This is a genomic window from Arthrobacter sp. SLBN-112 (genome assembly GCF_006715225.1).
Lineage (GTDB): Bacteria > Actinomycetota > Actinomycetes > Actinomycetales > Micrococcaceae > Arthrobacter.
Window position 1 is genome coordinate 2,919,329 of the sequence record NZ_VFMU01000001.1, and the last position, 21,899, is coordinate 2,941,227.

General features: G+C 66.9%; 19 protein-coding genes and 6 tRNA genes. 6 read left to right on the forward strand and 19 right to left on the reverse strand.

Features of this window, described 5'->3' with window-relative positions:
- Positions 1-6: 6 nt before the first annotated feature.
- The 9 genes from FBY33_RS13465 to FBY33_RS13505 all read right to left on the reverse strand — a co-directional run bounded on the left by FBY33_RS13465 (position 7) and on the right by FBY33_RS13505 (position 10,129).
- Positions 7-2,169 carry a 3-hydroxyacyl-CoA dehydrogenase NAD-binding domain-containing protein gene (locus FBY33_RS13465; RefSeq protein ID WP_142031005.1) on the reverse strand — a complete coding sequence of 721 codons (2,163 nt, stop codon included), beginning with the start codon at positions 2,167-2,169 and terminating at the stop codon, positions 7-9.
- A complete protein-coding gene (locus FBY33_RS13470; protein ID WP_142031006.1) occupies positions 2,166-3,443 on the reverse strand; it encodes a thiolase family protein in 1,278 nt (425 codons plus the stop codon). Before FBY33_RS13470 ends, FBY33_RS13465 begins: the two co-directional genes overlap by 4 nt.
- A 121-nt stretch (positions 3,444-3,564) precedes the next feature.
- Positions 3,565-4,899 (reverse strand): HRDC domain-containing protein, encoded by a 1,335-nt coding sequence (locus tag FBY33_RS13475; protein ID WP_142031007.1) that lies wholly within the window; start codon positions 4,897-4,899, stop codon positions 3,565-3,567.
- Between the two features lie 12 nt (positions 4,900-4,911).
- Positions 4,912-5,595 (reverse strand): DUF3000 domain-containing protein, encoded by a 684-nt coding sequence (locus tag FBY33_RS13480; protein ID WP_142031008.1) that lies wholly within the window; start codon positions 5,593-5,595, stop codon positions 4,912-4,914.
- A 58-nt stretch (positions 5,596-5,653) separates the two neighbouring features.
- Positions 5,654-6,751 (reverse strand): threonine aldolase family protein, encoded by a 1,098-nt coding sequence (locus FBY33_RS13485; RefSeq protein ID WP_142032865.1) that lies wholly within the window; start codon positions 6,749-6,751, stop codon positions 5,654-5,656.
- A 57-nt stretch (positions 6,752-6,808) separates the two neighbouring features.
- The gene (locus tag FBY33_RS13490) at positions 6,809-7,555 is read right to left on the reverse strand and encodes an SDR family NAD(P)-dependent oxidoreductase (RefSeq protein ID WP_235010562.1); all 747 of its coding nucleotides are present in this window, start codon (positions 7,553-7,555) and stop codon (positions 6,809-6,811) included.
- Positions 7,552-8,919: a DUF6421 family protein gene (locus FBY33_RS13495; RefSeq protein ID WP_142031009.1), complete on the reverse strand. Its 1,368-nt coding sequence runs from the start codon at positions 8,917-8,919 to the stop codon at positions 7,552-7,554. Before FBY33_RS13495 ends, FBY33_RS13490 begins: the two co-directional genes overlap by 4 nt.
- Positions 8,920-9,089: 170 nt before the next feature.
- Positions 9,090-9,623: a peptide-methionine (R)-S-oxide reductase MsrB gene (msrB, locus tag FBY33_RS13500; RefSeq protein ID WP_142031010.1), complete on the reverse strand. Its 534-nt coding sequence runs from the start codon at positions 9,621-9,623 to the stop codon at positions 9,090-9,092.
- 14 nt (positions 9,624-9,637) lie between these two features.
- Positions 9,638-10,129: a hypothetical protein gene (locus tag FBY33_RS13505; protein WP_142031011.1), complete on the reverse strand. Its 492-nt coding sequence runs from the start codon at positions 10,127-10,129 to the stop codon at positions 9,638-9,640.
- Positions 10,130-10,299: 170 nt separating this feature from the next.
- Here FBY33_RS13505 and FBY33_RS13510 point away from each other — a divergent pair, with 170 nt between their 5' ends.
- The 4 genes from FBY33_RS13510 (at position 10,300) to FBY33_RS13525 (ending at position 15,923) form a co-directional block, all read left to right on the forward strand.
- A complete protein-coding gene (locus FBY33_RS13510; protein ID WP_142031012.1) occupies positions 10,300-11,571 on the forward strand; it encodes an alpha/beta hydrolase family protein in 1,272 nt (423 codons plus the stop codon).
- A 1-nt stretch (position 11,572) separates the two neighbouring features.
- Entirely contained in the window at positions 11,573-13,153 is a 1,581-nt protein-coding gene (locus tag FBY33_RS13515) for a succinic semialdehyde dehydrogenase (RefSeq protein ID WP_142031013.1), read from the forward strand.
- A gap of 52 nt (positions 13,154-13,205) precedes the next feature.
- Positions 13,206-14,033 carry an SDR family oxidoreductase gene (locus FBY33_RS13520; RefSeq protein WP_142031014.1) on the forward strand — a complete coding sequence of 276 codons (828 nt, stop codon included), beginning with the start codon at positions 13,206-13,208 and terminating at the stop codon, positions 14,031-14,033.
- 117 nt (positions 14,034-14,150) lie between these two features.
- Positions 14,151-15,923: a multicopper oxidase family protein gene (locus tag FBY33_RS13525; RefSeq protein ID WP_235010563.1), complete on the forward strand. Its 1,773-nt coding sequence runs from the start codon at positions 14,151-14,153 to the stop codon at positions 15,921-15,923.
- 24 nt (positions 15,924-15,947) lie between these two features.
- Here the strand turns inward: FBY33_RS13525 and ybaK are convergent, their stop codons facing one another.
- The 3 genes from ybaK to FBY33_RS13540 are packed head-to-tail and all read right to left on the reverse strand — an operon-like array spanning position 15,948 to position 17,880.
- Positions 15,948-16,460: a Cys-tRNA(Pro) deacylase gene (ybaK, locus tag FBY33_RS13530; RefSeq protein WP_142031016.1), complete on the reverse strand. Its 513-nt coding sequence runs from the start codon at positions 16,458-16,460 to the stop codon at positions 15,948-15,950.
- 10 nt (positions 16,461-16,470) lie between these two features.
- Complete coding sequence (locus FBY33_RS13535) at positions 16,471-16,923, reverse strand: SufE family protein (protein ID WP_142031017.1); 453 nt, start codon at positions 16,921-16,923, stop codon at positions 16,471-16,473.
- Between the two features lie 30 nt (positions 16,924-16,953).
- Entirely contained in the window at positions 16,954-17,880 is a 927-nt protein-coding gene (locus FBY33_RS13540; RefSeq protein ID WP_142031018.1) for a sulfurtransferase, read from the reverse strand.
- Between the two features lie 215 nt (positions 17,881-18,095).
- Between FBY33_RS13540 and zapE the strand changes: the two genes are divergently transcribed.
- A complete protein-coding gene (gene zapE / locus FBY33_RS13545; protein ID WP_142031019.1) occupies positions 18,096-19,133 on the forward strand; it encodes a cell division protein ZapE in 1,038 nt (345 codons plus the stop codon).
- Between the two features lie 10 nt (positions 19,134-19,143).
- On the opposite strand, the gene FBY33_RS13550 is transcribed toward zapE, so the two are convergent.
- From FBY33_RS13550 to FBY33_RS13580, 7 genes are all read right to left on the reverse strand, one after another.
- Complete coding sequence (locus tag FBY33_RS13550) at positions 19,144-20,361, reverse strand: benzoate/H(+) symporter BenE family transporter (protein WP_142031020.1); 1,218 nt, start codon at positions 20,359-20,361, stop codon at positions 19,144-19,146.
- A gap of 177 nt (positions 20,362-20,538) precedes the next feature.
- Positions 20,539-20,802 (reverse strand): antitoxin, encoded by a 264-nt coding sequence (locus FBY33_RS13555; protein ID WP_142031021.1) that lies wholly within the window; start codon positions 20,800-20,802, stop codon positions 20,539-20,541.
- Positions 20,803-20,944: 142 nt separating this feature from the next.
- A tRNA-Val gene (locus tag FBY33_RS13560) sits at positions 20,945-21,016 on the reverse strand.
- A 33-nt stretch (positions 21,017-21,049) separates the two neighbouring features.
- A tRNA-Gly gene (locus FBY33_RS13565) sits at positions 21,050-21,122 on the reverse strand.
- 54 nt (positions 21,123-21,176) lie between these two features.
- Positions 21,177-21,248, reverse strand: a tRNA-Val gene (locus FBY33_RS13570).
- 38 nt (positions 21,249-21,286) lie between these two features.
- Positions 21,287-21,357 (reverse strand) — tRNA-Cys (locus FBY33_RS13575).
- Between the two features lie 47 nt (positions 21,358-21,404).
- A tRNA-Gly gene (locus FBY33_RS13580) sits at positions 21,405-21,477 on the reverse strand.
- 328 nt (positions 21,478-21,805) lie between these two features.
- Here FBY33_RS13580 and FBY33_RS13585 point away from each other — a divergent pair.
- Positions 21,806-21,877, forward strand: a tRNA-Val gene (locus tag FBY33_RS13585).
- Positions 21,878-21,899: the final 22 nt, after the last annotated feature.

Below are 21,899 nucleotides of genomic sequence, written 5' to 3' on the forward strand. Positions count from 1 at the left end.
ATCCGCCTAGCCTGCGGCGGGGGACGCGACGCCCGCCGCGAGGAAGCGCTTGCCGTTCACCCGCTCGGAGGCTCCCACCCGGTCCAGGTAGGGGGTGATGCCACCCAGGAACATCGGCCAGCCGGCGCCCAGGATCATGCAGAGGTCCACATCCTCCGGCCCGGCGACGACGCCCTCGTCCAGCATCAGGCAGATTTCCTCAGCCAGGGCATCCTGGACGCGACGCAGCACCTGCTCGCCGCTGGAAGGGCTGGAGCCAACGGACAGCATTTCCAGCGTGGAAGCGGGGATGGCCCGGGAACCATCCGGGGAAGTTTCCCACAGCGCCTTGACGTTGTTGTCGATGAGCTTCTTGAGGTTGGTGGAGACCGGGAAACGCTCGCCGAACGCGGCGTGCAGCGATTCCTGGACGTGCTGCGCCACGGGCAGGCCCACCATGGCCAGCAGCGTGAACGGCGTCATCGGCAGCCCCATGGGCCGGAGCGCATTGTCCGCCACCTCTGCCGGCGTGCCCTCATCAAAGGCGGCTGTGACTTCCCCCATGAGCCTGAGCAGGATGCGGTTGACCACGAACGCGGCGGCATCCTTGACCAGTACCCCGGTCTTCTTCAGGGACCTGGCCAGTTCGAAGGCGGTGGCCAGCACGGCGTCGTCGGTCCGCGGGGCCCGGACGATCTCCAGCAGCGGCATCACGGCCACGGGGTTGAAGAAGTGGAACCCCACCAGGCGTTCGGGGTGCTGCAGGTCCGCGGCCATTTCCGTCACGGAGAGCGAGGACGTGTTCGTGGCCAGGATGCACTCCGGTGCCACAATGCCTTCCAGTTCGGCAAAGACCTGCTTCTTGATGTGCAGTTCCTCAAAGACCGCCTCGATCACGAAGTCGGCGTCGGCGAAGACATCCTTTGACGCCGAACCCGTCACCAGGGCCTTGGTGCGGTTGGCCGCGTCCTGGCTGACGCGCTGTTTCGCCAGCAGCTTGTCCACCTCGGCGTGGACGTAGGCCACGCCCTTGTCCAGGCGCGCCTGGTCGATGTCGGTCAGGACCACGGGCACCTTCAGCTGGCGGGCGAAGAGCAGGGCCAGCTGGCCGGCCATCAGCCCGGCGCCCACCACGCCGACCTTGGTGACGGGACGGGCCAGCTTGCGGTCAGGGGCGCCGGCCGGGCGCTTGGCACGCTTCTGCACCAAGTCCAGGAAGGCATAGACGGTGGAGCGGAACTCGTCCGTCTGCATCAGGTCAGCCAGCGTTTCGCATTCCAGTGCGGCGGATTCCGCTGCCGTCATGGTGCGGTTCGCTTCGAGGATATCCAGGACCTTGGCGGGTGCGGGGGATGCGTTGGAGGTCTTGGCCTCAACGAACGCCCGGCCGGCTTCCACCGCGGCGGCCCAGCGGGTTGCCGCCTCAGGAGAGGAAGGGGCGACGGCGTTGGCCCGCTCAGGGACGATCCCACCGGAGATGACACCGGCGGCCCAGGCGAGCGACTGCTCCAGGAAGTCGGCAGGCTCGAAGAGAGTGTCGGCGATGCCCAGCTTGAACGCCTCCACACCGGACAGTGTCCGGTTGTTGCTCAGCGGGTTCTCGATCATGACCTTCACGGCATTCTCCGGGCCCACCAGGCGGGGGAGGATGTAGACGCCGCCCCAGCCGGGCACCAGGCCAAGGAACGCTTCCGGCAGTGCCAGGGCCCCGGCACCCGTGGATACGGTGCGGTACGTGGACTGCAGGGCGATTTCCAGCCCGCCGCCCAGGGCGGCGCCGTTGATGAAAGCGAAGCTGGGGACGCCAAGGTTGGCCAGCGTTGCGTAGACGTCGTGGCCCAGCTGTGCCATCCACAGCCCGTGCTCACGTTTTTCCAGTGACTTCACGGCGGAAAGATCGGCGCCGGCCACCAGGTAGTGCGGCTTGCCGGTCACGCCGACGCCCACGATCTCGCCCCGGGCGGCCCGCTCGCGCAGGCCCTCCAGGACCGTGCCGAGCTCCACCAGGGTGTTGGGGCCCAGGGTGGTGGGCTTGGTGTGGTCGAGGTCGTTGTCAAGGGTGACCAGGGCGAAGGTACCCGGGCCTGGCCGGCCCGCCGTGCCCGGCAGGGCGATGTCCTGCACATAGGCGTGGGTGACGGTTTCGTTGGGGAAAAGGTCCGCCAGTTTGCGGTAATCTGCGGCGCTCATGCCATGGCTCCTTCGGAAACGGTAGCGGCGGTCTCCCCGGAAGGAGTTCCACTGTAGTCGGGGTGGTGCGGGTTCTCCCAGATCACGGTGCCGCCCATGCCAAGGCCCACGCACATGCTGGTGATCCCGTACCGCACCGAGGGGTCCTCTTCGAACTGGCGGGCCAGCTGGATCATCAGCCGGACGCCGGAGGAGGCAAGGGGGTGTCCCACGGCGATGGCGCCGCCGTACCGGTTGACCCGGGGGTCGTCGTCGGCGATGCCGTAGTGGTCAAGGAAGCTCAGGACCTGCACGGCGAACGCTTCGTTGATCTCGAACAGGCCGATGTCATCGATGGTGAGCCCGGCATTCTTCAACGCTTTTTCGGTGGCGGGGACGGGGCCGATGCCCATGACCTCCGGCTCCACCCCGGCGTACGCGTAGCTGACCAGCCGCATCTTCACGGGCAGCCGCAGCTCCGCGGCGGCCTCGGAGGATGCCAGGACCGCGGCGGTTGCGCCATCGTTCAGGCCGGCGGCGTTTCCGGCAGTGACCCGGCCGTGGGCCCGGAACGGCGTGCGCAGGCCGGCGAGGTCGGCCATGCTGGTCCCCGGGCGCGGCGGTTCGTCCTTGCTGTGGACCGTCCAGCCCTCGCCGGGCTTGCGGGCGGCAACGGGAACCAGGTCGGGCTGGATCTTCCCGTCCCGGTAGGCGGCGGCCAGCTTGTCCTGCGAGGCCACGGCGTAGGTGTCGGTGCGCTGTTTGGTGATGCCCGGGAAGCGGTCGTGCAGGTTCTCGGCCGTGTTTCCCATGTTCAAAGCTGCCGGATCCACCAAGCGTTCGGACATGAACCGCGGGTTGGGGTCGGCGCCGGCACCCATGGGGTGGTGGCCCATGTGCTCCACCCCGCCTGCAACCACCACGTCGTAGGCGCCAAAGCCGATGCCGCCTGCCGTCGCGGTGACGGCCGTCATGGCACCGGCGCACATGCGGTCGATGGCGAAACCGGGGACCGTCCGGGGGAGGCCGGCCAGCAGCGCCGCTGTGCGCCCGAGGGTGAGGCCCTGGTCGCCGGTCTGGGTGGTGGCGGCAATGGCCACCTCGTCGATCCGCCCGGCAGGCAGGGCCGGGTTGCGGCGAAGCAGGCCGCGGATGCATTTCACGATCAGGTCGTCGGCCCGGGTTCCGGCGTAGATTCCCTTCTCGCCGGCCCTGCCGAAGGGTGTGCGGATGCCGTCCACAAAGACGACGTCGCGGATAGTGCGCGGTGATGCGCCGGTTCCGTGCTGGCTCACGTGTAACTCCTCATCGAGACGTAACGCGCCGGGTGCATGCCGGAGGGCGGCAGCAGCCTGACGTCGGTCACACCGATGTTACTCGTGAGTAACTTAGCCTGCAAGGGCTAACTCGAACCGCTTATTGGCCGCCTGCGGCAACGACGGGTTTGGGTTCCTTCGGCGGCAGTGGCTGCGGGTTCAGGAAGGCGTCGGCAATGAGCGGAGCCGTGAGTTCCACCTGCCATGGGCGGGCACCGAGCGCCCGCAGTTCGGCGGAGATCGAGTCTTCAGTGACGTCGGCGGGCGGCCGCCACGCCACACGCCGCAGGTAGTCGGGCGTCAGGAGGTTCTCCAGCGGAAGGTTCAGCTCCCCGGCCTTCTCCTGGAGCAGGGGGCGGGCCGTGGCCAGGCGGGCGGCGGCTTCGGGATCGCGGTCTGCCCAGACCCGCGGCGGCGGCGGGGCGTTGGTGGCCAGGTGCAGGGGCGGCAGTTCCGCCAGGTCCCGGGCCGCGGCGATGCAGCGCAGCCACCGTGGAGCTTCGCGCTGGGCGGCCCGCCCGTGGAAGCCCTTGGTACTGAGCAGCTGGGGAACCGTGGCGGGCATGGCTTTCGCCGCGGCAACCAGGGCAGAGTCCGGAAGAAGCCGGCCGGGCGCCACGTCCCGTTTCTGCGCCAGCGAGTCGCGTTCCAGCCACAGCTCGCGGACGGCGGCGAGTTGGCGGCGGTCCCTGATCTGGTGCAGGCCCGAGGTCTTCCGCCAGGGGTCCACGCGAGGAGGAGCGATGCCCGCCGCGAGGATGGCCGCAAACTCCTGCTCGGCGTACTCCAGTTTCCCGTCCGCCTGCAGCAGCTCGATGAGTTCCTCGCGCAGCTCGGTGAGGACTTCCACGTCCAGGGCGGCGTAGCGCAGCCACGGCTCCGGCAGGGGGCGGGTGGACCAGTCGGCTGCGGAGTGTTCCTTGGCAAGGCCGAACCCCAGGAGCTGTTCGATGACCGCGGCCAGGCCCACGCGGGGCAGTCCGGCCAGGCGCGCGGCCAGCTCTGTGTCGAAGAGCTTGTCCGGCCACATTCCGAGCTCGAAAAGGCAGGGCAGGTCCTGGGTGGCAGCATGGAGAATCCATTCGACGCCGCGCAGGGCGTCGTTGATGATGTCCAGGTTCTCGAACGGCTCGGGATCGATCAGCCAGGTGCCGGCGCCCTCGCGGCGGATCTGGACCAGGAAGGCCCGTTGCCCATAGCGGAAGCCGGAGGCGCGTTCGGCATCCACACCGGCGGGCCCGGTCCCCGCCGCAATGGCAGCGGCGCAGCGCTCCAACCCGGCTTGTGTTTCGATGACCAGCGGAACGCCCTCCCGGGGCGAGTCGAGATCGATGATTTCGGGGATGGGGCTGTCAAAGCCCTCCACCGTGATGTGGGGTGCGGCAGCAGCAGCCGGGACGCCGGCTGTGGTGTTTTCCGGAATGTTTGGGGTCATGATGCCCTCAGTTTACCGGGCTGTCCCATAACCGTTCTGCCGGCTTCGGCGCCGGGGCGGGAGCGCAGTGACACCGTCGGGAAGCGGCGGGAGGCCGGCGAACGTGCACACCATGTCGGACCAGGCCTCGAGGTGGGCCTGGACATCCGCGGAATCGGGGGTCCAGGAGGCCCGAAGCTCGATGTCGATGGACCCGGGCCGCCCGGCCAGGGTCCCGAAGCTTTCGGAGAGGACGCGGGTGGCTGTGCCGCCGGCAGCACGGTAGGCCGCCTTGTGGTTTTCCAGGGCTTCCACCAGCCAGGTCCATGCGACATGTCCCAGCATTTGGTCGTTGCCCATTTCCGGTTCCAGTTCAGCGCGGATGTACGTGACAATCCGGAACTCGCCGTCCCAGACCGCCGAGCCGTCCGGATCATGCAGCAGGATGAAGCGTCCGGTGGCGAGCTCCGTTTCGTCCTCGTCCGCCGGCCCCGATGCGGATGCGGCGGCAAGCGCCATGGCTGCAGGTCCGTGGACGGGCGTGGCGGGCGTGCCGGCGCCGGGCGCCATCACTTCGGCGCCCAGCGCTACGGCGAAGGGTGCCAGCCGCGCGGGGGCAGGGATCTCCGCGAGGCGCAGTTCCTTCCGGCAGCGGGCTTTCCTGAGGGTTCCCAAGGCGTGGAGAAAATCCGGGGGAACCTGGTCAAGTGCGTTCACCTTGGCAGATTACGGGGCGGGACGGGCCGGGGCGGGAAGGCTCGCCGCCAGCGGCCGCTCACCCGGCCTGGCCGGCCCGGTAATCCCGAAGTTCATGGCGGATCGCGGCAGCAAAGGTATCGACGTCCTCTTCGGTGGTGTCAAAGGAACACATCCACCGGACTTCCCCTGCCGCCTCATCCCAGTCGTAGAACCGGAAGGACTTGCGCAGCCTGTCCGCTGTTCCGGGGGGAAGGACGGCGAAGACGCCGTTGGATTCGGTGTTCTGCGTGGGCCGGACACCGTCAATGCTGTCGACGGCGGCGCGGAGGCGGGCGGCCATGGCGTTGGCGTGCGCGGCGGAACGCAGCCACAGGTCGCCTTCCAGCAGCGCGATGAACTGGGCGGACATGAACCGCATCTTGGAGGCAAGCTGCATGTCCATCTTGCGCAGGTAGACCAGGCCGTGGGCTGCCTCGGGGTTCAGGGCCACCACCACTTCGCCGAAGAGTAGTCCGTTCTTGGTGCCGCCAAAGGACAGAATGTCCACGCCGGCGTCACGGGTAAAGGCCCGCAGGGGCACGCCCAGGTGCGCGGCGGCGTTGGCCAGCCGCGCCCCGTCCATGTGCAGCTTCATGCCCCTGGCGTGCGCATGGTCAGCAATGGCAAGCACTTCTTCCGGGGTGTAACAGGTGCCCAGTTCCGTGGTCTGGGTGATGGAGACGGCGAGCGGCTGGGCTCGGTGTTCGTCGCCCCAGCCCCAGGCCTCCCGGTCGATCAGCTCGGGGGTCAGTTTGCCGTCCGGCGTGGGGACGTGCAGGAGCTTGAGTCCGCCGATGCGTTCGGGGGCTCCGTTTTCGTCCATGTTGATGTGGGCGGTGGAGGCGCACACCACGGCACCCCAGCGGGGGAGCAGGGACTGCAGTGACAGGACGTTCGCGCCGGTGCCGTTGAAGACCGGGAAGCATTCGATGCCGGGGCCGAAATGGTCAACCATCAGTTCCTGCAGCCGCGCCGTGTAGTCGTCTTCGCCATAGGAGACCTGATGCCCGTCATTGGCGGCGGCAAGTGCCGCAAGGACTTCGGGGTGGACGCCGGAGTAGTTGTCGGAGGCAAAGCCGCGCACGTTGGGATCGTGCAGCCGCAGCCCCGTGCGGGTTTCTGCTGTTGTCGTCATTGGGTTGCTCACGCTTTCAGTTTAGGTACTGCCGCATCAGGGCCGCGCTACCGGCGGTCAATCTGCCAGCCGGAGCCGGGCGCCGTTGAGTTCGGCGGATGGTGTGCCAAAAAGGCGTACGACGGCGGAGGCCAGGTCAGCCACGTCAGTGGCCCCCGGGAACCTGCGCTCCGGGTGGGTTCGGCGCAGGTCATCGTCCACCAGCGCCTTGACCACCAGGATGGTGGCGGCGGCCGGGCTTCCGCCGGCCCCGGAAGCCCGGCGGAAACCATCGGCCATGGCCATGGTCCAGGTTTCCGCGGCTGCCTTCGCTGCCGCGTAGCTGGCCACGGCTGCGGTGGGTTTATCCAGGGCGGTGGAGGAGACCATCGCAAACCTCCCCGAGGCGGAGGCGGCGAGGTCGTCGAAAAAGACGCGTGACACGTTGCGCAGCGTGGTGATGGCGCCGCGCTCCAGGAAGTCCCAGTCGTCGTCGGACTGGTCCGTTATGCCTTTGGCCCCGCGCCAGCCGCCCACCAGGTGGATCACGCCGTCCACCGCCCCCAAGGCGCCGGTGACGTCGTCGCGCAACTGCCTGACGTTCGCCAAAACCGCGAGGTCGCACGTGAAGGGCGTGACGCCGTCGCCCGCCTTCTGCGCTGCTGCGCGGATTCTGGCCCCGTCGGACCCCGCCGTGGCTACCCGGTGGCCTGCCGCAGCCAGCGCCCGCGCCACGGCGATTCCGGAGGCGCCGCTGCCGCCGGCCACCAGGACATTGAGGGGCTGGCCGCGGTGCACCGGCTCTGCTGCGCCGGCGCTGCTCACAGTGCGGAGCGGCCGGTGATCCCGGCGGTGGACTCGATGACGGGGCGCATCTTCTTCTCCAATGCTTCGTAGAACATGGACAGCGGGAATTCGTCGTCCAGCACCTGGTCCGTGAGGCCACGGGGCGTTCCCGCCAACGGGAGCGCGTCCGGGCCCTTGGCCCACACGGAGGCCGGGTTGGGGGTGACAGTGGCCGAGACCAGCCGGTAGGCCGCCAGCCAGTGCGCGGTCTTGGGGCGGTCGATGGAGCGCCAGTACAGTTCGTCGATGCTGGCTCCCAGGGCGATCACAGCGTCCGCCACCTCATCCCAGTCGATGGTAAGCCGGGTATCCGTCCAGTGCAGCACGTGCTGCTGGTGCAGCCAGGCAAAGAGGAGCTGGCCGCCCAGGCCATCATAGTTGCGGACCCGGCTGCCCGTGATGGCGAAGCGGAAGATCCGATCGAAGATGATGGCGTACTGCACCAGCTTCGCGTGGCGCCGTGCCTCGGGGTCGGCGTCGTCGTCGTGTTCGATCCGGACCGATTCGCGGAACGCCGTGAGGTCGCAGCGAAGCTCTTCGAGCGAGTACAGGAAGTAGGGCATCCGCTGCTTGATCATGAACGGATCGAACGGCAGGTCCCCGCGCATGTGCGTCCGGTCGTGGATCAGGTCCCACATCACGAAGGTGGCCTCGGTGAGGTCCTGGTCCGCGAGCAACTCCGCGGCGCCCTCCGGCAGCTCCAGGGACGTGATTTCCGCGGCAGCCTTCAGGACGCGGCGGAACCGGGCAGCTTCCCGGTCGGCGAAAATGGCGCCCCAGGTGAAGGTGGGGGTGCGGCCGACGGCCACCGTTTCAGGGAAGAGGACCGCCGAGTTGGTGTCGTAGCCGGGGGTGAAGTCGACGAAGCGGATGGGGACGAACAGTTTGTTCGAGTAGTCCCCGGCTTCCAGCCCGGCAATGAATTCGGGCCAGATGACCTCGACCAGCACGGCCTCCACCAGCCGGTTGCTGCTGCCGTTCTGGGTGTACATGGGGAACACCACCAGGTGCTGCAGCCCGTCGCGGCGCTGCTCCTGCGGCTGGAACTCCAGGAGCGAGGAGAGGAAGTCGGGGACACCGAAGCCGCCCGCAGCCCATGCCCCAAAATCTGCGCAGGCAGCGCCCAGGTAGCCGGCGTCGTGCGGAAAAGCAGGCGCCAGGGCCTGGACTGCGGCCACGATGGCCTCCACGTACCGGGCTGCCTCCGGGTGGTCCTCCGGATTGGGGACGGACCCGTCCTGGACCTGGAGCCCCTGCAGTGCGGTGGCGGCGGCCTTGAGCCGGAGCCAGTCCTGGTTCTGTGCGGAAATCCCGGTAACGGCGGTGGTCAGGGTCTCTGTCATCGTCGGCTGCCTTTCTGGTTGCTTGCTTCTCTGGCGAGCGTAACAAGCAACCAGCAGGACTTATGCCAAAACGGCTCTCTCGTAAGAAAAGCTTAGCCTCGCTGCTTTGGCGGAAGGACCGAGACAGGTCCTTCGCTGTGGGATAGGCCGCCCAGAGCCCTCCCGGTGCCCTAGCTTTCCGGCGTCCCTTCTGGTCCAGCGTCCTTTGCCACCAGACGAAGTGACACGGAGTTGATGCAGTAGCGCTGGTCGGTGGGCGTTCCATAGCCCTCGCCCTCGAAGACGTGGCCAAGGTGCGAGTCGCAGGAACCGCAGCGCACCTCGATCCTGTCCATGCCCAGGGTCCTGTCATGGATGTAGCGCACGTTGCCCTCAGCCAAAGGAGCCCAGAAGGAAGGCCACCCGCAGTGCGAGTCAAACTTCTCGTTGCTGGTGAACAGTTCGGCGCCACAGGCCCGGCACTGGTACACGCCCTCGGTGTGGGTATCCCAGTATTCGCCGGTGTAGGGGCGCTCGGTCCCGGCCTGCCGCAGCACGTGGTACTCCTCCGGCGTCAGTTCCTCCCGCCACTGGGCGTCACTCTTTTGAACAGTCCCCTCTTGGGCTGCTCCCTCTTGGGCTGCTCCCTCTTGGGCGGTGCTTTCCCCGGCCCCGCCAACGCCTGCCGCCTTGTTCCCGAAAATGCTGTTTCCAAAGATGCTCATAGCATTCCCAACGCTCAGGAGTCGCCGATAAATCCCGAGCCCGCGTACAGGTGGAGCACGGGGACACCGAGTTGGTCCTGCGCCTTGTTGGCCCAGTCCGTGTGGAAGGTATCGGACACGGCATGCGGCCTGGTGATCACCACGGCCTGGGAGGCTCCGGTTTCCCGGACCTTTGCCACCAGGCCCTCCACTGCCTTGCCCTCCACCACCTGGCCGCTCACACCCGAGCCCAGGCCTTCCAGTGCCGCGAGCGAGGCGGTGAGGGTTTCGTCTGCGTGCGCCCGTTCTGTGGCGGGGTCCGGGTTGCGCGCTCCGAGTTCCCGGAACGCCTTGGCAACGTCAAGCATGGAGAGGTTTTCCAGGAAGTCCACGAGCAGGTGCCGCTCGGTGTTCGCCGGCACCAGGACCAGCAGCCGGTTGTCCGCCCCATCCACCAGCCGTTCAATGTTCACGCGGTCGTCCGCGCCCAGGGGTTCTTCGGTCAGGATGATGATGGGATCACTCATGGACTTAGCCTAGCGCCGCCCGCGGACGCCCGCACGGCAACAGTTGAAAGTGCCGGAACAGGCCCGGCGGGCCACGCGGCGCCGTGCCGTTGGTGCCCGGGAATGCGGGTATCGGCGGCAACGCCGGTAAGAATAGTTCCATGGCACCTTTCCGGCGAGCGCGCCCTGCAATGACTGCATCCATCCGGGATTCCGGCGGAATGTCTCCCGGGGCAAAGTGGGCCATTGGCGGCGCCATCGCCGGCGGATCCGTGGCAAGCCTGTTGGGAGCAGGCTCCTCCGCGCTCGCCGTGTACTTTGCCCGCCGCGTCATCACGCCGGCACGGCAGCGGGCTGCCGACAAGGAACTGCTGGCCGTGATCCGGGACGGGCACAAGCAGCAGGTGATCCTCGCTGCCGACGACGACACCACTGTGGACGGGGTCTACGGATTCTTTTTCGACGGCGGCAAGGGGCATGTGCGCATCGGCCGGATCATTTCCTACTCACCCGCCGAACGGACGGTCCTGCGCGAGGTGGAAGCTGTCTACAGCGGTGACTTGTCCACGGCCCGCTGGGGATGGTGGAGCGGTGCCATCTACCCGGACCCGGCCGCCGTGGGAATTCCAGCCGAGGACGTGCTGGTCCCAGTGGAGCGCGGGGAAGCGCCGGCCTGGCTGGTCCGGGCGAAGGGCGCGGCCCGCACCTGGGCCATTATGGTGCACGGACGCGGAGCCAGCCGGCAGGAGGCGCTGCGCGCGGTGGGACCGGCACTGGAGCTGGGCCTGACCAGCCTGCTGGTGTCCTACCGCAATGACGGACTGGCGCCATCGGCCGATGACGGACGCTACGGCTTGGGCTCCACGGAATGGCAGGACATTGAAGCCGCCATTGAATATGCGCTGGCCCATGGTGCCGAGGAAATCGTCCTGTTCGGCTGGTCCATGGGCGGGGCCATTTGCCTGCAGACCGCGGACCTGTCCCGCTACCGGCACCTGATCCGGGCCATGGTGCTCGACGCCCCGGTGATCGACTGGGTCACCGTGCTGGCGCACCATGCGCAGCTGAACCGGATTCCGTCGCTGGTGGGCCGCTACGGGCAGCTGATGCTGGGCCACCCGCTGGGCCGCCGCCTGACCGGCCTTTCGGCGCCGGTGGACCTGAAAGTCATGGACTGGGTGTCCAGGGCCGTCGAACTGCGGACCCCCACGCTGATCATCCACAGCGTTGACGACGAGTACGTCCCCTACGGGCCCTCCGCCCTCCTGGCCGAGCGGAACCCGGAAATGGTCACGTTCGAAACGTTCAGGCACGCCCGGCATACCAAGGAATGGAACGTGGATCCCGAACGCTGGGAACGGCTGGTCAAGGCCTGGCTCCGGCAACAGCTCGCTCCGCGCCTCAACCCCGGATCCGGCCTCAGCCCGGGGACGCTGGCCGGACAAACGGCTGCGGGGGAGTGACATGGCGGAACAACTGCAACAGCGAAATGCAACGTCCTTGGGCGCACGTGGGCGGGACCTTGCCGCGGGACTTCAAGGACTTGTCACAGCTGCCCCGGGCGGACAGACCCAGGATTCGCACGCACCCTTTGACGGCACAGTGATTGGTGAAGTGCCTGTCTGCACCACGCGTGACGTTGATGCCGCCGTCGATATGGCCCGCGTGGCGCAGCGGCACTGGGCCGATGTATCGGTCGCTGAACGCTGTGCCGTGGTCCGGCGCTTCCGGGGGCTGGTGCTGGACCGGGAGCAGGACATCCTGGACCTGGTGCAGGCAGAGAGCGGCAAGTCCCGGCTGAGCGCCTTCGAGGAGTTCGCGGATGTGGTCCTGACGGCGGACTACTATGTGCGGAACGCTGAACGGTTCCTTGGGCCGCGCCGCCGGAAGGGCGCCGCCCCGGTCCTGACCCGCACCACCGAACACCGCATTCCCAAGGGGGTGGTGGGCGTTATCAGTCCCTGGAACTATCCGCTGACCCTTTCGGTCTCGGACGCCATCCCGGCCCTGCTGGCCGGCAACGGCATCGTCTTGAAGCCGGATTCACAAACACCCTTCACCGCCCTGCTGATGCTCAGGCTGCTCCGGCAGGCGGGCCTTCCCGCAGACCTGTTCCAGGTGGTTACGGGACCCGGCGCCGCGATTGGGCCCGCTTTGATTGAGCGGGTCGACTTCCTGATGTTCACCGGATCGTCGAAGACCGGCAAGACCGTGGCCCGGCAGTGCGGCGAACGGCTGATCGGCTTTTCCGCCGAACTCGGCGGCAAGAACCCCATGCTGGTACTGGCTGATGCGAATATTGGCAAGGCCGCCGCCGGAGCGGTGCACGCCTGTTTTTCCAACTCCGGACAGCTGTGCGTGAGCATCGAACGGATCTATGTGCACACAGACGTCCACGACAGTTTCCTGGCCGCCTTCGCAGCCGGGGCAAAGGGGATCCGCATGGCTCCAGGGCCTGACTGGGACATCGGCATGGGGTCCCTCATCGGCACGGCACAACTTCAACGGGTGGAGCGCCACGTCCAGGATGCGCTGGCCAAAGGCGCGCAACTGGTTACCGGCGGCCGGCGGCGCCCGGACCTGGGGCCCTTGTTCTACGAGCCAACGGTCCTCACCGGAGTCACTGAAGAGATGCTCGTGTCCCGGGAAGAGACCTTCGGGCCCGTCGTGGCCGTCTACCGGACAGCGGACGACGACGAAGCCGTTGCCCTTGCCAACGATTCCGACTTCGGGCTGAACGCCAGCGTCTGGTCCGGCCGCCGGGGTGAGGCAGTGGCGCGCAGGCTCCTGACGGGCACGGTCAACGTCAATGAAGGCTATGCAGCCACCTGGGCGTCCCACGATGCACCGATCGGGGGCATGAAGGAGTCCGGCGCGGGCCGCCGCCACGGCCGGGAAGGCATCCTCAAATACACCGAGCCGCAGACCATTGCCGTGCAGCGGCTGCTCCGTGTTGCGCCCGCGCCCGGCATGTCCAACGGGGCCTACGCACGGATCATGAAAGGCGCCATCACGCTGATGGGCCGCTTTCCCCGAAGCCGTTGACGGACATCGCCCGCGCCGCCAGCCACACACCGGTAAAACCCAGGAGAACCATATGCCCACAGGAACCCCGCTTTCCGGCGCAACACTGTTGATCACGGGAGGTGGCAGCGGGCTGGGCCGCCGCCTGGCGCTCGGAGCCGCCCGGCGCGGCAGCCGGGTGGTCATCTGGGACCTGGATGCTGCACGGGGCGCAGCAGTGCGCGATGAGATCCGCGCCGCCGGCGGCTTTGCCGAAGCCCACATTGTTGACGTCACGGACCGTGAGGCGGTGAAGGCTGCCGCGGGTGTTGCCGGACCGGTGGATGTCCTGGTCAACAACGCCGGCGTGGTCAGCGGCCGGCCACTCCTGGAAGCCACGGATGAAGCCCTCGAACGGACCATGAACGTCAATGTCATGGCCCTGTACTGGGTCACCCGCGCCTTCCTCGGCGGAATGGCAAACCGCCGGCGGGGAACGGTGGTCACCGTTGCCAGTGCTGCCGGCCTGGTGGGTGTGGCCTGCCAGACGGACTATTCCGCCAGCAAGTTTGCCGCCTTCGGCTTCAACGAATCACTCCGTGCCGAGCTCCGCGCCGGAAGAACCGGTGTCAATACGCTGGTGGTCTGCCCTTACTACATCGACACCGGGATGTTCGATGGCGTCCAGACCCGCTGGCCACTGCTCCTCCCCATCCTCCAGGAAGAGCAGGTGGCAACCAGGGTCCTTGACGCCATCGAAGCCGGGCGCCGGAAACTTGTCCTGCCGCCCATTGTGAACCTGTTGCCTGCCCTGCGGATTCTTCCGGTCACCGTCTTTGACGGGCTCATGGACGTGCTGGGAGTCAACCGGACCATGGACCACTTCACCGGACGGGATGCGGGGCGGGCAGGAGGGAATTAGGGGTAAGGCCTACCCTCCTTCATTGGGGACCCGTGACCCTATGACAGACCAAAGCCCGGGTCTATCCTGCTGCCCAGGGGGGATACCGTTGCGAAGAAATGGGGCCCCGAAATGCGCATGACAAGACGACAACTGCTGCAGGCCGGTGCTGTTGCCGGTGCAGGGCTCCTGGCTTCGCCCGGCTTGCCGGCTGCCGCGGCCCGTGCACCTGCGTCCGGGAAGCAATCGATGTTTACCGAGCAGCTCCCCACCATGGATGAGCTCGGAGTGCTGGACGTGCAGGCTGGCGGCAGCAAGTCGCTCTGGGTCCGCAACGCCCGCCACCGGTTCCAGGAACACATGGGCCTGACGGACACCTTGGCCTACCAGGAGGCCGGTTCAACCCGGACGTACCTTGGCCCCGTGATCATCGCCCGGAAAGGTACGCCCTTCGAGCTGACGGTCCACAACCAGGCCGGACGGCATCCCCTGGCCTTTGCCATCGACCCCGAACTGGTTCCGGCGGGCAGCAACGATGCAGTGCGGCCGCGGACGTCCGTCCATCTTCACGGCGGCAACGTCAGTGTGCGGTCCGATGGCGGCCCGGACCAGGCCTTCGGTCCCGGCGCCTCCTACACGTACCACTACGGCAACAACCAGGATGCCGCCGGCCTCTGGTACCACGACCATGCGCTGGGTATCACCCGCCTGAACGTGTACGCCGGATTGGCCGGCGGCTACCTCCTCCGGGACGCACCAGGCGGGACCGGGATCGATACCGGTGACGGGACACACCTGCCGCCGCCCCCGTATGAAGTGCCGCTGATTATCCAGGACCGGATGTTCAACCCCGACGGCTCGTTTGCCTACCCTCCCAATCCGGAACTGGTCAGTGCTGACGGGACACTCCGCCCCTGGGCACCGGAATTCTTCGGCGATGTGGCCACCGTCAATGGAAAGAACTGGCCCAACCTGGACGTGGCCCGCGGGAAGTACCGTTTCCGGATGTTCAACGGCTCCAACGCCCGGTTCTACGACTTCAGGTTCCTCGCCGGCGGCACGGCGGTCCCTTTCCACCAGATAGGGTCCGACGGCGGCCTGCTCGATGCTCCCGTCCGGCTCACCAGGCTGGTGATGGGACCGGGCGAACGGGCAGACATCGTGGTGGACTTCGCCGGACTCAAGGCAGGCGCGAGGGTGATCCTGGCCAACAGCGCCCCGGTGCCCTACCCGGACGGGCCAAAGTCTGTCCGGCAGGGCGGACTCCCGCTCCCGCAGATCATGCAGTTCACCGTCCTCTCCGAGCCCGGCTACACGGTGCCGCTGCCGGCCCAGCTCCGGTCCGAAGCCGTTACCAAGCTCGGCGAATGGCCGGTCAGGGCAACAAGGTCCATGGCACTGGTGGAAGTAGCCAACGCGGACGACGTGCCGGTGATGGCGCTGCTGAACAACAGGATGTTCGACAGCCCGGACATCACGGTGGTGAAGAGTGACACCCTGGAACAGTGGGAGCTCATCAACACCACCGTGGACGCCCATCCCATCCATCTGCATTTCACCCAGTTCCAGGTGCTCAACCGGCAGAAGTTCGACGTTGATGCCTATCTGGAGGAAACGGACTTCATCGATCCGGCCACCGGCCTGGTCACGCCGGGGCGGGGAAGCGCCGTCGACGTCGGCCCTTACCTGATCGGCCGGCCCAAGGCAGCGCCGGCCACTGAGCAGGGCTGGAAGGACACCGCGGTGGCGATGCCGGGGGAAGTGACACGCATTCGCGTGCCCTTCGGCGCAGCCGCGGCCGGTGGAGCTCCGCTGGCCATCGGCTCATCCTTCAAGGGCGAATACGTCTGGCACTGCCACATCCTCGAACACGAGGACAACGATATGATGCAGCGCTACGTGATTGAGTAGCCTGCGCTTCCGGACCCTGCGCTGCTAGGGACGGGAACTTCCCGCAGCCAGCGAGCTGATGGGTGCGGTGAAGGCGTCCGTCAGCCGCAGGAGGTCTGCCGGGGCGAGCTCAATGTCCAGGCCGCGGCGGCCCCCGGACACCAGGATCGTGTCCAGCCCCAAGGCGGTGGAATCCAGCACCGTGGGGGAGGTCTGCCGCTGCCCGATGGGGGAGATGCCGCCCAGGACGTAGCCGGTGCGGCGCTGCGCTGCGGCGGGATCGGCCATGGCGGCCTTCTTGGCCCCGAACGCGGCAGCCATTGCCTTCAGGTCGAGGGTTCCGCTGACCGGTACGATTCCCACCGCGAGCCGGCCCTCCACGTCCACCATCAGGGTTTTGAAGACGCGGGAGGGATCAATGCCAAGGGCTTCGGCAGCTTCAGCGCCATAGCTCTGCGCGGATGGATCGTGGGTGTACGGGTGCAGCACAAAGGGAGCCCCGGCAGCGGTCAGGGCCGCTGTTGCCGGGGTTCCCTGGGAGCCGTTCTTCCGTGCCACAGGTACGGGGTCAGGCCTGGGCGCGGGACTCTGCCGCCACCTTGCGCTTGATCCTTCCCAGCATGGCGGTCATGCCCCTCATGCGCAGCGGCGTAATGGCCCGGGTGAGCCCCAGCAGCTCCGGCATGTCGTCCGGCACGGACAGGATTTCTTCGGCGGACAGGCCGTCCAGGCCCTCGTGCAGCACGCCGGCGAACCCCCGCGTGGTGGGTGCCTCGGCAGGTGCCTTGAAGAACAGGTGGACCGCGCCGTCGTCGTTCTTCCCCGTTTCAATGGTGAGGAACAGCGGCGACTGGCACTCCACCACCTGCTCCAGCAGTTCGGGGTGGTCCTTGAGCCGGTCGGGGAGCTCGGGCAGTCCTTCGGAGAACTCCAGCAGCAGCTGCAGCCTCTCGGGTTCGGACAGGGCCTGGAAGTCGTCCACGATCGCCGCCAGGGCGGATGGCAATGCTTGAGTAGTCATCGTTTCAAGTCTACGCGGGCGGGCGCTGCGTCAGGCTCCGACGGTGGCCGGAACGGAACCCCGCTCGGCGCCCTTGACGATCGGCACGCGGACGGCATTGCCCCACTCGGTCCAGGATCCGTCGTAGTTGCGGACGGAATCAAAGCCCAGGAGGTACTTCAGGGCGAACCAGGTGTGGCTGGAACGCTCGCCAATCCGGCAGTATGCCACCACGTCGTCACCCTCGGACAGGCCGGCCTCGCCGAGGTAGATCGCCTCCAGTTCCCCGCGGCTCTTGAAGGTGCCGTCGGCGGCAGCGGCACGGGCCCAGGGGATGGATGCGGCAGTGGGGATGTGGCCACCGCGGAGGGCGCCCTCCTCAGGGTAGGCCGGCATGTGGGTGCGCTGCCCGGTGTATTCCTCGGGCGAGCGGACGTCGATAAGCGGACCGGTGCCGAGGTGGGCCAGGACGTCGTCCTTGAAGGCGCGGATGGGGGCGTCGGCGCGCTCGACCACCGGGTAGCTCCCCGGGGCGGGGGCGGGCCGGTCCTTGGTCAGTTCCCGGCCTTCGGCAATCCACTTGTCCCGGCCGCCGTCGAGCAGCCGGACATCCTGGTGGCCAAACAGCGTGAAGACCCAAAGCGCGTAGGCGGCCCACCAGTTGGACTTGTCGCCGTAGATGACCACGGTGCTGTCCCGCGAGATTCCCTTTGAGGCCGCGAGCTCCGCGAAGGCTGCGCCGTCAATGTAGTCACGGGCAACTTCGTCGTTCAGGTCGGTGTGCCAGTCAATCTTGACCGCGCCGGGGACGTGGCCTGTTTCGTACAGGAGCACATCCTCGTCGGATTCCACCACGACGAGTCCGCCGTCAGCCACCGCGCCGTCCTTGATGGCAGCCGCCAGCCACTCCGTGGAGACGAGACGTTCCGGGTGGGCGTAGGCAGCGAACTTCTCATTCTGGTCAACCGGGTAGGGCATTGCTTGGCCTTTCAGTAAGAGCACGGGAATCCATGGAACATGCATTGGAACCTGTTCCCACCCTAGCCAGCGCCCCTGACGTTGTCCGTATTCCGTTAATAGGGCGAAATGTTGCCTTCGTCACTCGCTGTGCCGCGAGGATGGCAGCCAGCCCGGGAACGGCCTGCATTGCCGGTATCCTTTCTGGGGACCAACCACCAGCAGAACGGACCACCTTGGTACAGATCGAACAGCTTGCCGCCCGCACTCCGGCAGTTTCGGTGGACGAACTCCTCAAGGGCTTCTACCCATCGCCGCGGTTCGGGGAGGTCTCCTTTGCGAGCTACCGCCCGGATCCCAAGCAGCCCAGCCAGGCCACGGCCGTGCGGGAACTGCAGGGGTTTGCCGACGGCGTTGGGTCAGGTAACGGGGGCGGGCTCTTCAAGAAGCTGTTCGGCAAGAAAGACGAATCGCGGGCCGGCATCTACCTTGACGGCGGGTTCGGCGTGGGCAAGACGCACCTGCTCGCGTCCCTGTGGCACGCCTCGCCGGGCCCCAAAGCCTTCGGTACGTTCGTGGAGTACACCAACCTCGTGGGCGCCCTGTCCTTCCGCAAGACGGTCGATGCGCTGAGCGGCTACAAGCTCGTCTGCATCGACGAATTCGAACTCGACGATCCGGGCGATACCGTCCTGATGTCCCGGCTCATGCGGGAACTGGCCGACGCCGGGGTCAAGCTTGCCGCCACATCCAACACCCTGCCGGGCTCGCTCGGTGACGGCCGCTTTGCCGCCGTGGACTTCCAGCGCGAAATCCAGGTCCTGGCCGACCAGTTCGAGGTCATCCGGATCGACGGCGAGGACTTCCGGCACCGTGGCCTTCCCGCCGCGCCGGCCCCGCTGAGGAACAGCGAACTCAATGCCCACATGAAGGCGGAGTTCGACGGCAAGACGGTTGCCCAGGACGAATTTTCCACCCTCATCCACCACCTGGCCGGCGTGCACCCCAGCCGCTACCGCCAGTTGATCGACGGCGTTGACGGCGTGGTCTGGCGCAACGTGGAAACCATCAAGGAGCAGGCGGTGGCGCTTCGGTTCGTGGTCCTGGCGGACCGGCTCTACGACAAGGATGTTCCCATCCTGGCCAGCGGCGTCCCCTTCGACCAGTTGTTCACCGAGGAAATGATGACCGGCGGGTACATGAAGAAATACTTCCGCGCCGTCTCCCGCTTGACCGCGCTGGCCCGTGAAGGCCAGAACCACGAACCCTCGTAGGGCAACACTCCTAAGAGGACGTCAGGCTGCGACGCGGCTTGAGCGCCCACCGGACCGCCAGCCCGGCAGCCAGTGCCCAGAACGCGGAACCGATTCCGGCAAAGGCCAGTCCCGAGGCCGCCATCAGGAACGTGACCGCCGGGGCAATACGCTCCTCGGCGTCAGCAAGGGCAGCCGAAATTGCCGAAGCCAGGGTGCCCAGCAGGGCCAGCCCGGCCACGGCTTCGAGCATCCCCGCGGGCGCCTGGTTAACTACCGACACCAGGGCTGTGGAAAAGGCAGCCAGCACCAGGTAGGCCAGGCCGGACGTAAAACCGGCGATCCATCGCCTGCTTCGGTCCCCGCCTGCTTCGGGGCCGGCGGCGAGGGCCGCGCTGAGCGCCGCGAGGTTGATGGCGTGGCCGCCGAAGGGCGCTCCCAGAACGGTGCCCGTTCCCGTAACCAGCATCGCCGGCCGCCACGGGGTCTCATAACCGAATGAATGCAGCACAGCCACTCCGGGAACGTTTTGCGACGCCATGGTCACCACGAACAAGGGGACGGCGATGCCGGCAACGGCCTGCAGGCTGAACGAGGGCGTGGTCCAGGCCAGTGCGGGCATGAATCCTGCCGGATCCACCGCCGTCCCGGCGGACGCCAGGGAAGTTCCGATCACGCCCAGGGCCACGAGCAATGCTGCAGGAACCGCCCAGCGCGGAGCGAACTTCATCATCAGCAGCCAGCACAAAATGACCGGCGCAACAAACACGGGGACCGTGCCCAAGGCTTTGAAGGGGGCCAGGCAGAGCTGCAGCAGGACCCCGGCCAGCATCGCCTGCGCCAGGGAGGACGGAATGCGCGCCATCAGCCTGCCAAGCGCCGGCACCATGCCCGTCAAGGCCAACAGCAGGCCCGCCGCGAGGAAGGCCCCGACGGCGGACGGCCACCCGCCGTCGGGAATTCCCGATGCAGCCAGCAGCGCCGCGCCCGGCGTTGACCAGGCCAGTGTCACCGGAACCCGGGAGCGCCAGGCGAGCACCAGGACGCCAATCCCGATGGTGATGGTCAGTGCAAGCAGGCCGGATGCGGCCTGGCCGGAATCGGCTCCCACCGCCTTGAGGCCGGCCAGGACCACGGCAAAGGAGGAGGTGAAGCCCACCGAAGCGGTGACGATCCCGGCGACGAAGGGCCGGGAATCGATTCGGGCCCGGGTGGTCTTTGCCTCGGAGGGTGCGGGGGAGTTGGGCATACCGGCAGGTTACCGGCGGGCGTCCGGGAATCGGGAATCCGTTGGCACCGGCTCGGTTACAAGCCGGAACCGCCTTACGGTGCCATCAGCGCCCTTAAACGCCGAAGGTGCGGGCGCCGCCTCCCGGCGGGACCCGCACCCCGTTGACGTGCTGGGGCAAAGCCCTGGCCAAATCCTTTACGGAGCCCTGTCAACCGGCGGAACCGGATTTTCAGGAGCTGCCGGCGGAACCTGCCCGGCGGCAGGTGCCTGGCCCGGGGTTCCGTTCTTGTCAATGAGCTTGGAAGCGCCATCCTGGATCTTGTCGACATGGCCGGTGTACTTGCCGCCGGTCTTGGTGTCGACGAAATCGCCGGCCTTGCTGATGCCGTTCTTGATGGCCTGCTCGTTGCCGCGGATGAGACCCTGAGCCTTGTCCTTTAGATCGTCAATCAAACCCACGAGCACCTCCCTTCGATCGCGGAGCCAGGTCGCTCCTCGCGCCTTCGATCCTATCCGGGGGTGAAAGGTGTGCCTAGGGAGTTCGCCCGCAGCGGATGCGGGGGAAACGAAAAAAGCAGCTCCGTAGGAGCTGCTGTTCTTGTGGGCGATACTGGGATCGAACCAGTGACCTCTTCCGTGTCAGGGAAGCGCGCTACCGCTGCGCCAATCGCCCGGAACCGGAAGACCGGCTTATGGGATATAAGAGAGCGGACGACGAGATTCGAACTCGCGACATCCACCTTGGCAAGGTGGTGCTCTACCAGCTGAGCTACGTCCGCGTGTGCAGGATGAACCGGTAAACCGGCGGTACTGCGGGCAAGTTGCCTTGCCAGTGGGCGATACTGGGATCGAACCAGTGACCTCTTCCGTGTCAGGGAAGCGCGCTACCGCTGCGCCAATCGCCCATTGAATCCGAAACATCCGGAAACCTTGGTTTTCACCGAGGTGGGTACGGGATTCGAACCCGTGTATACGGCTTTGCAGGCCGCTGCCTCGCCTCTCGGCCAACCCACCGTGTTAGCGTCAATTCCGAAGAATGTTTGCTGTGACAGTGTCCTGCGAGCGGACGACGAGATTCGAACTCGCGACATCCACCTTGGCAAGGTGGTGCTCTACCAGCTGAGCTACGTCCGCATTTTGGAGGGTTGATTCCTTGCCGTTTCCGGCATTTCCTCGCGTTCCAACGAGTAAAAACAATATAGGAGGTTCGGGGATTCTCCAAATCGCTCCGGTCCGGCCCTGCACTATGACCTCCCGATCCCTGTAACTGCGCGGATTTTTAGAGTTACAGGGGTGTAATTCCCGACGGCGGCAGTGAGGGCTGGTGCGCCATGCTGCGTTCCGCCGGGCTGCTTTCAGTCATTGGCGGCCAGGTAGGGGGTGCGGCTTTGGGGCCGCTTCATGAGGTGCCCCGTTCGATTTTTGAAATAGGGCAAAGGTGGGCTAGCATTCAAATGCATCGGGGCGATTGGCGCAGTGGTAGCGCGCTTCGTTCACACCGAAGAGGTCACTGGTTCGAACCCAGTATCGCCCACCGCAGAGGCCCGTTTCCGCTC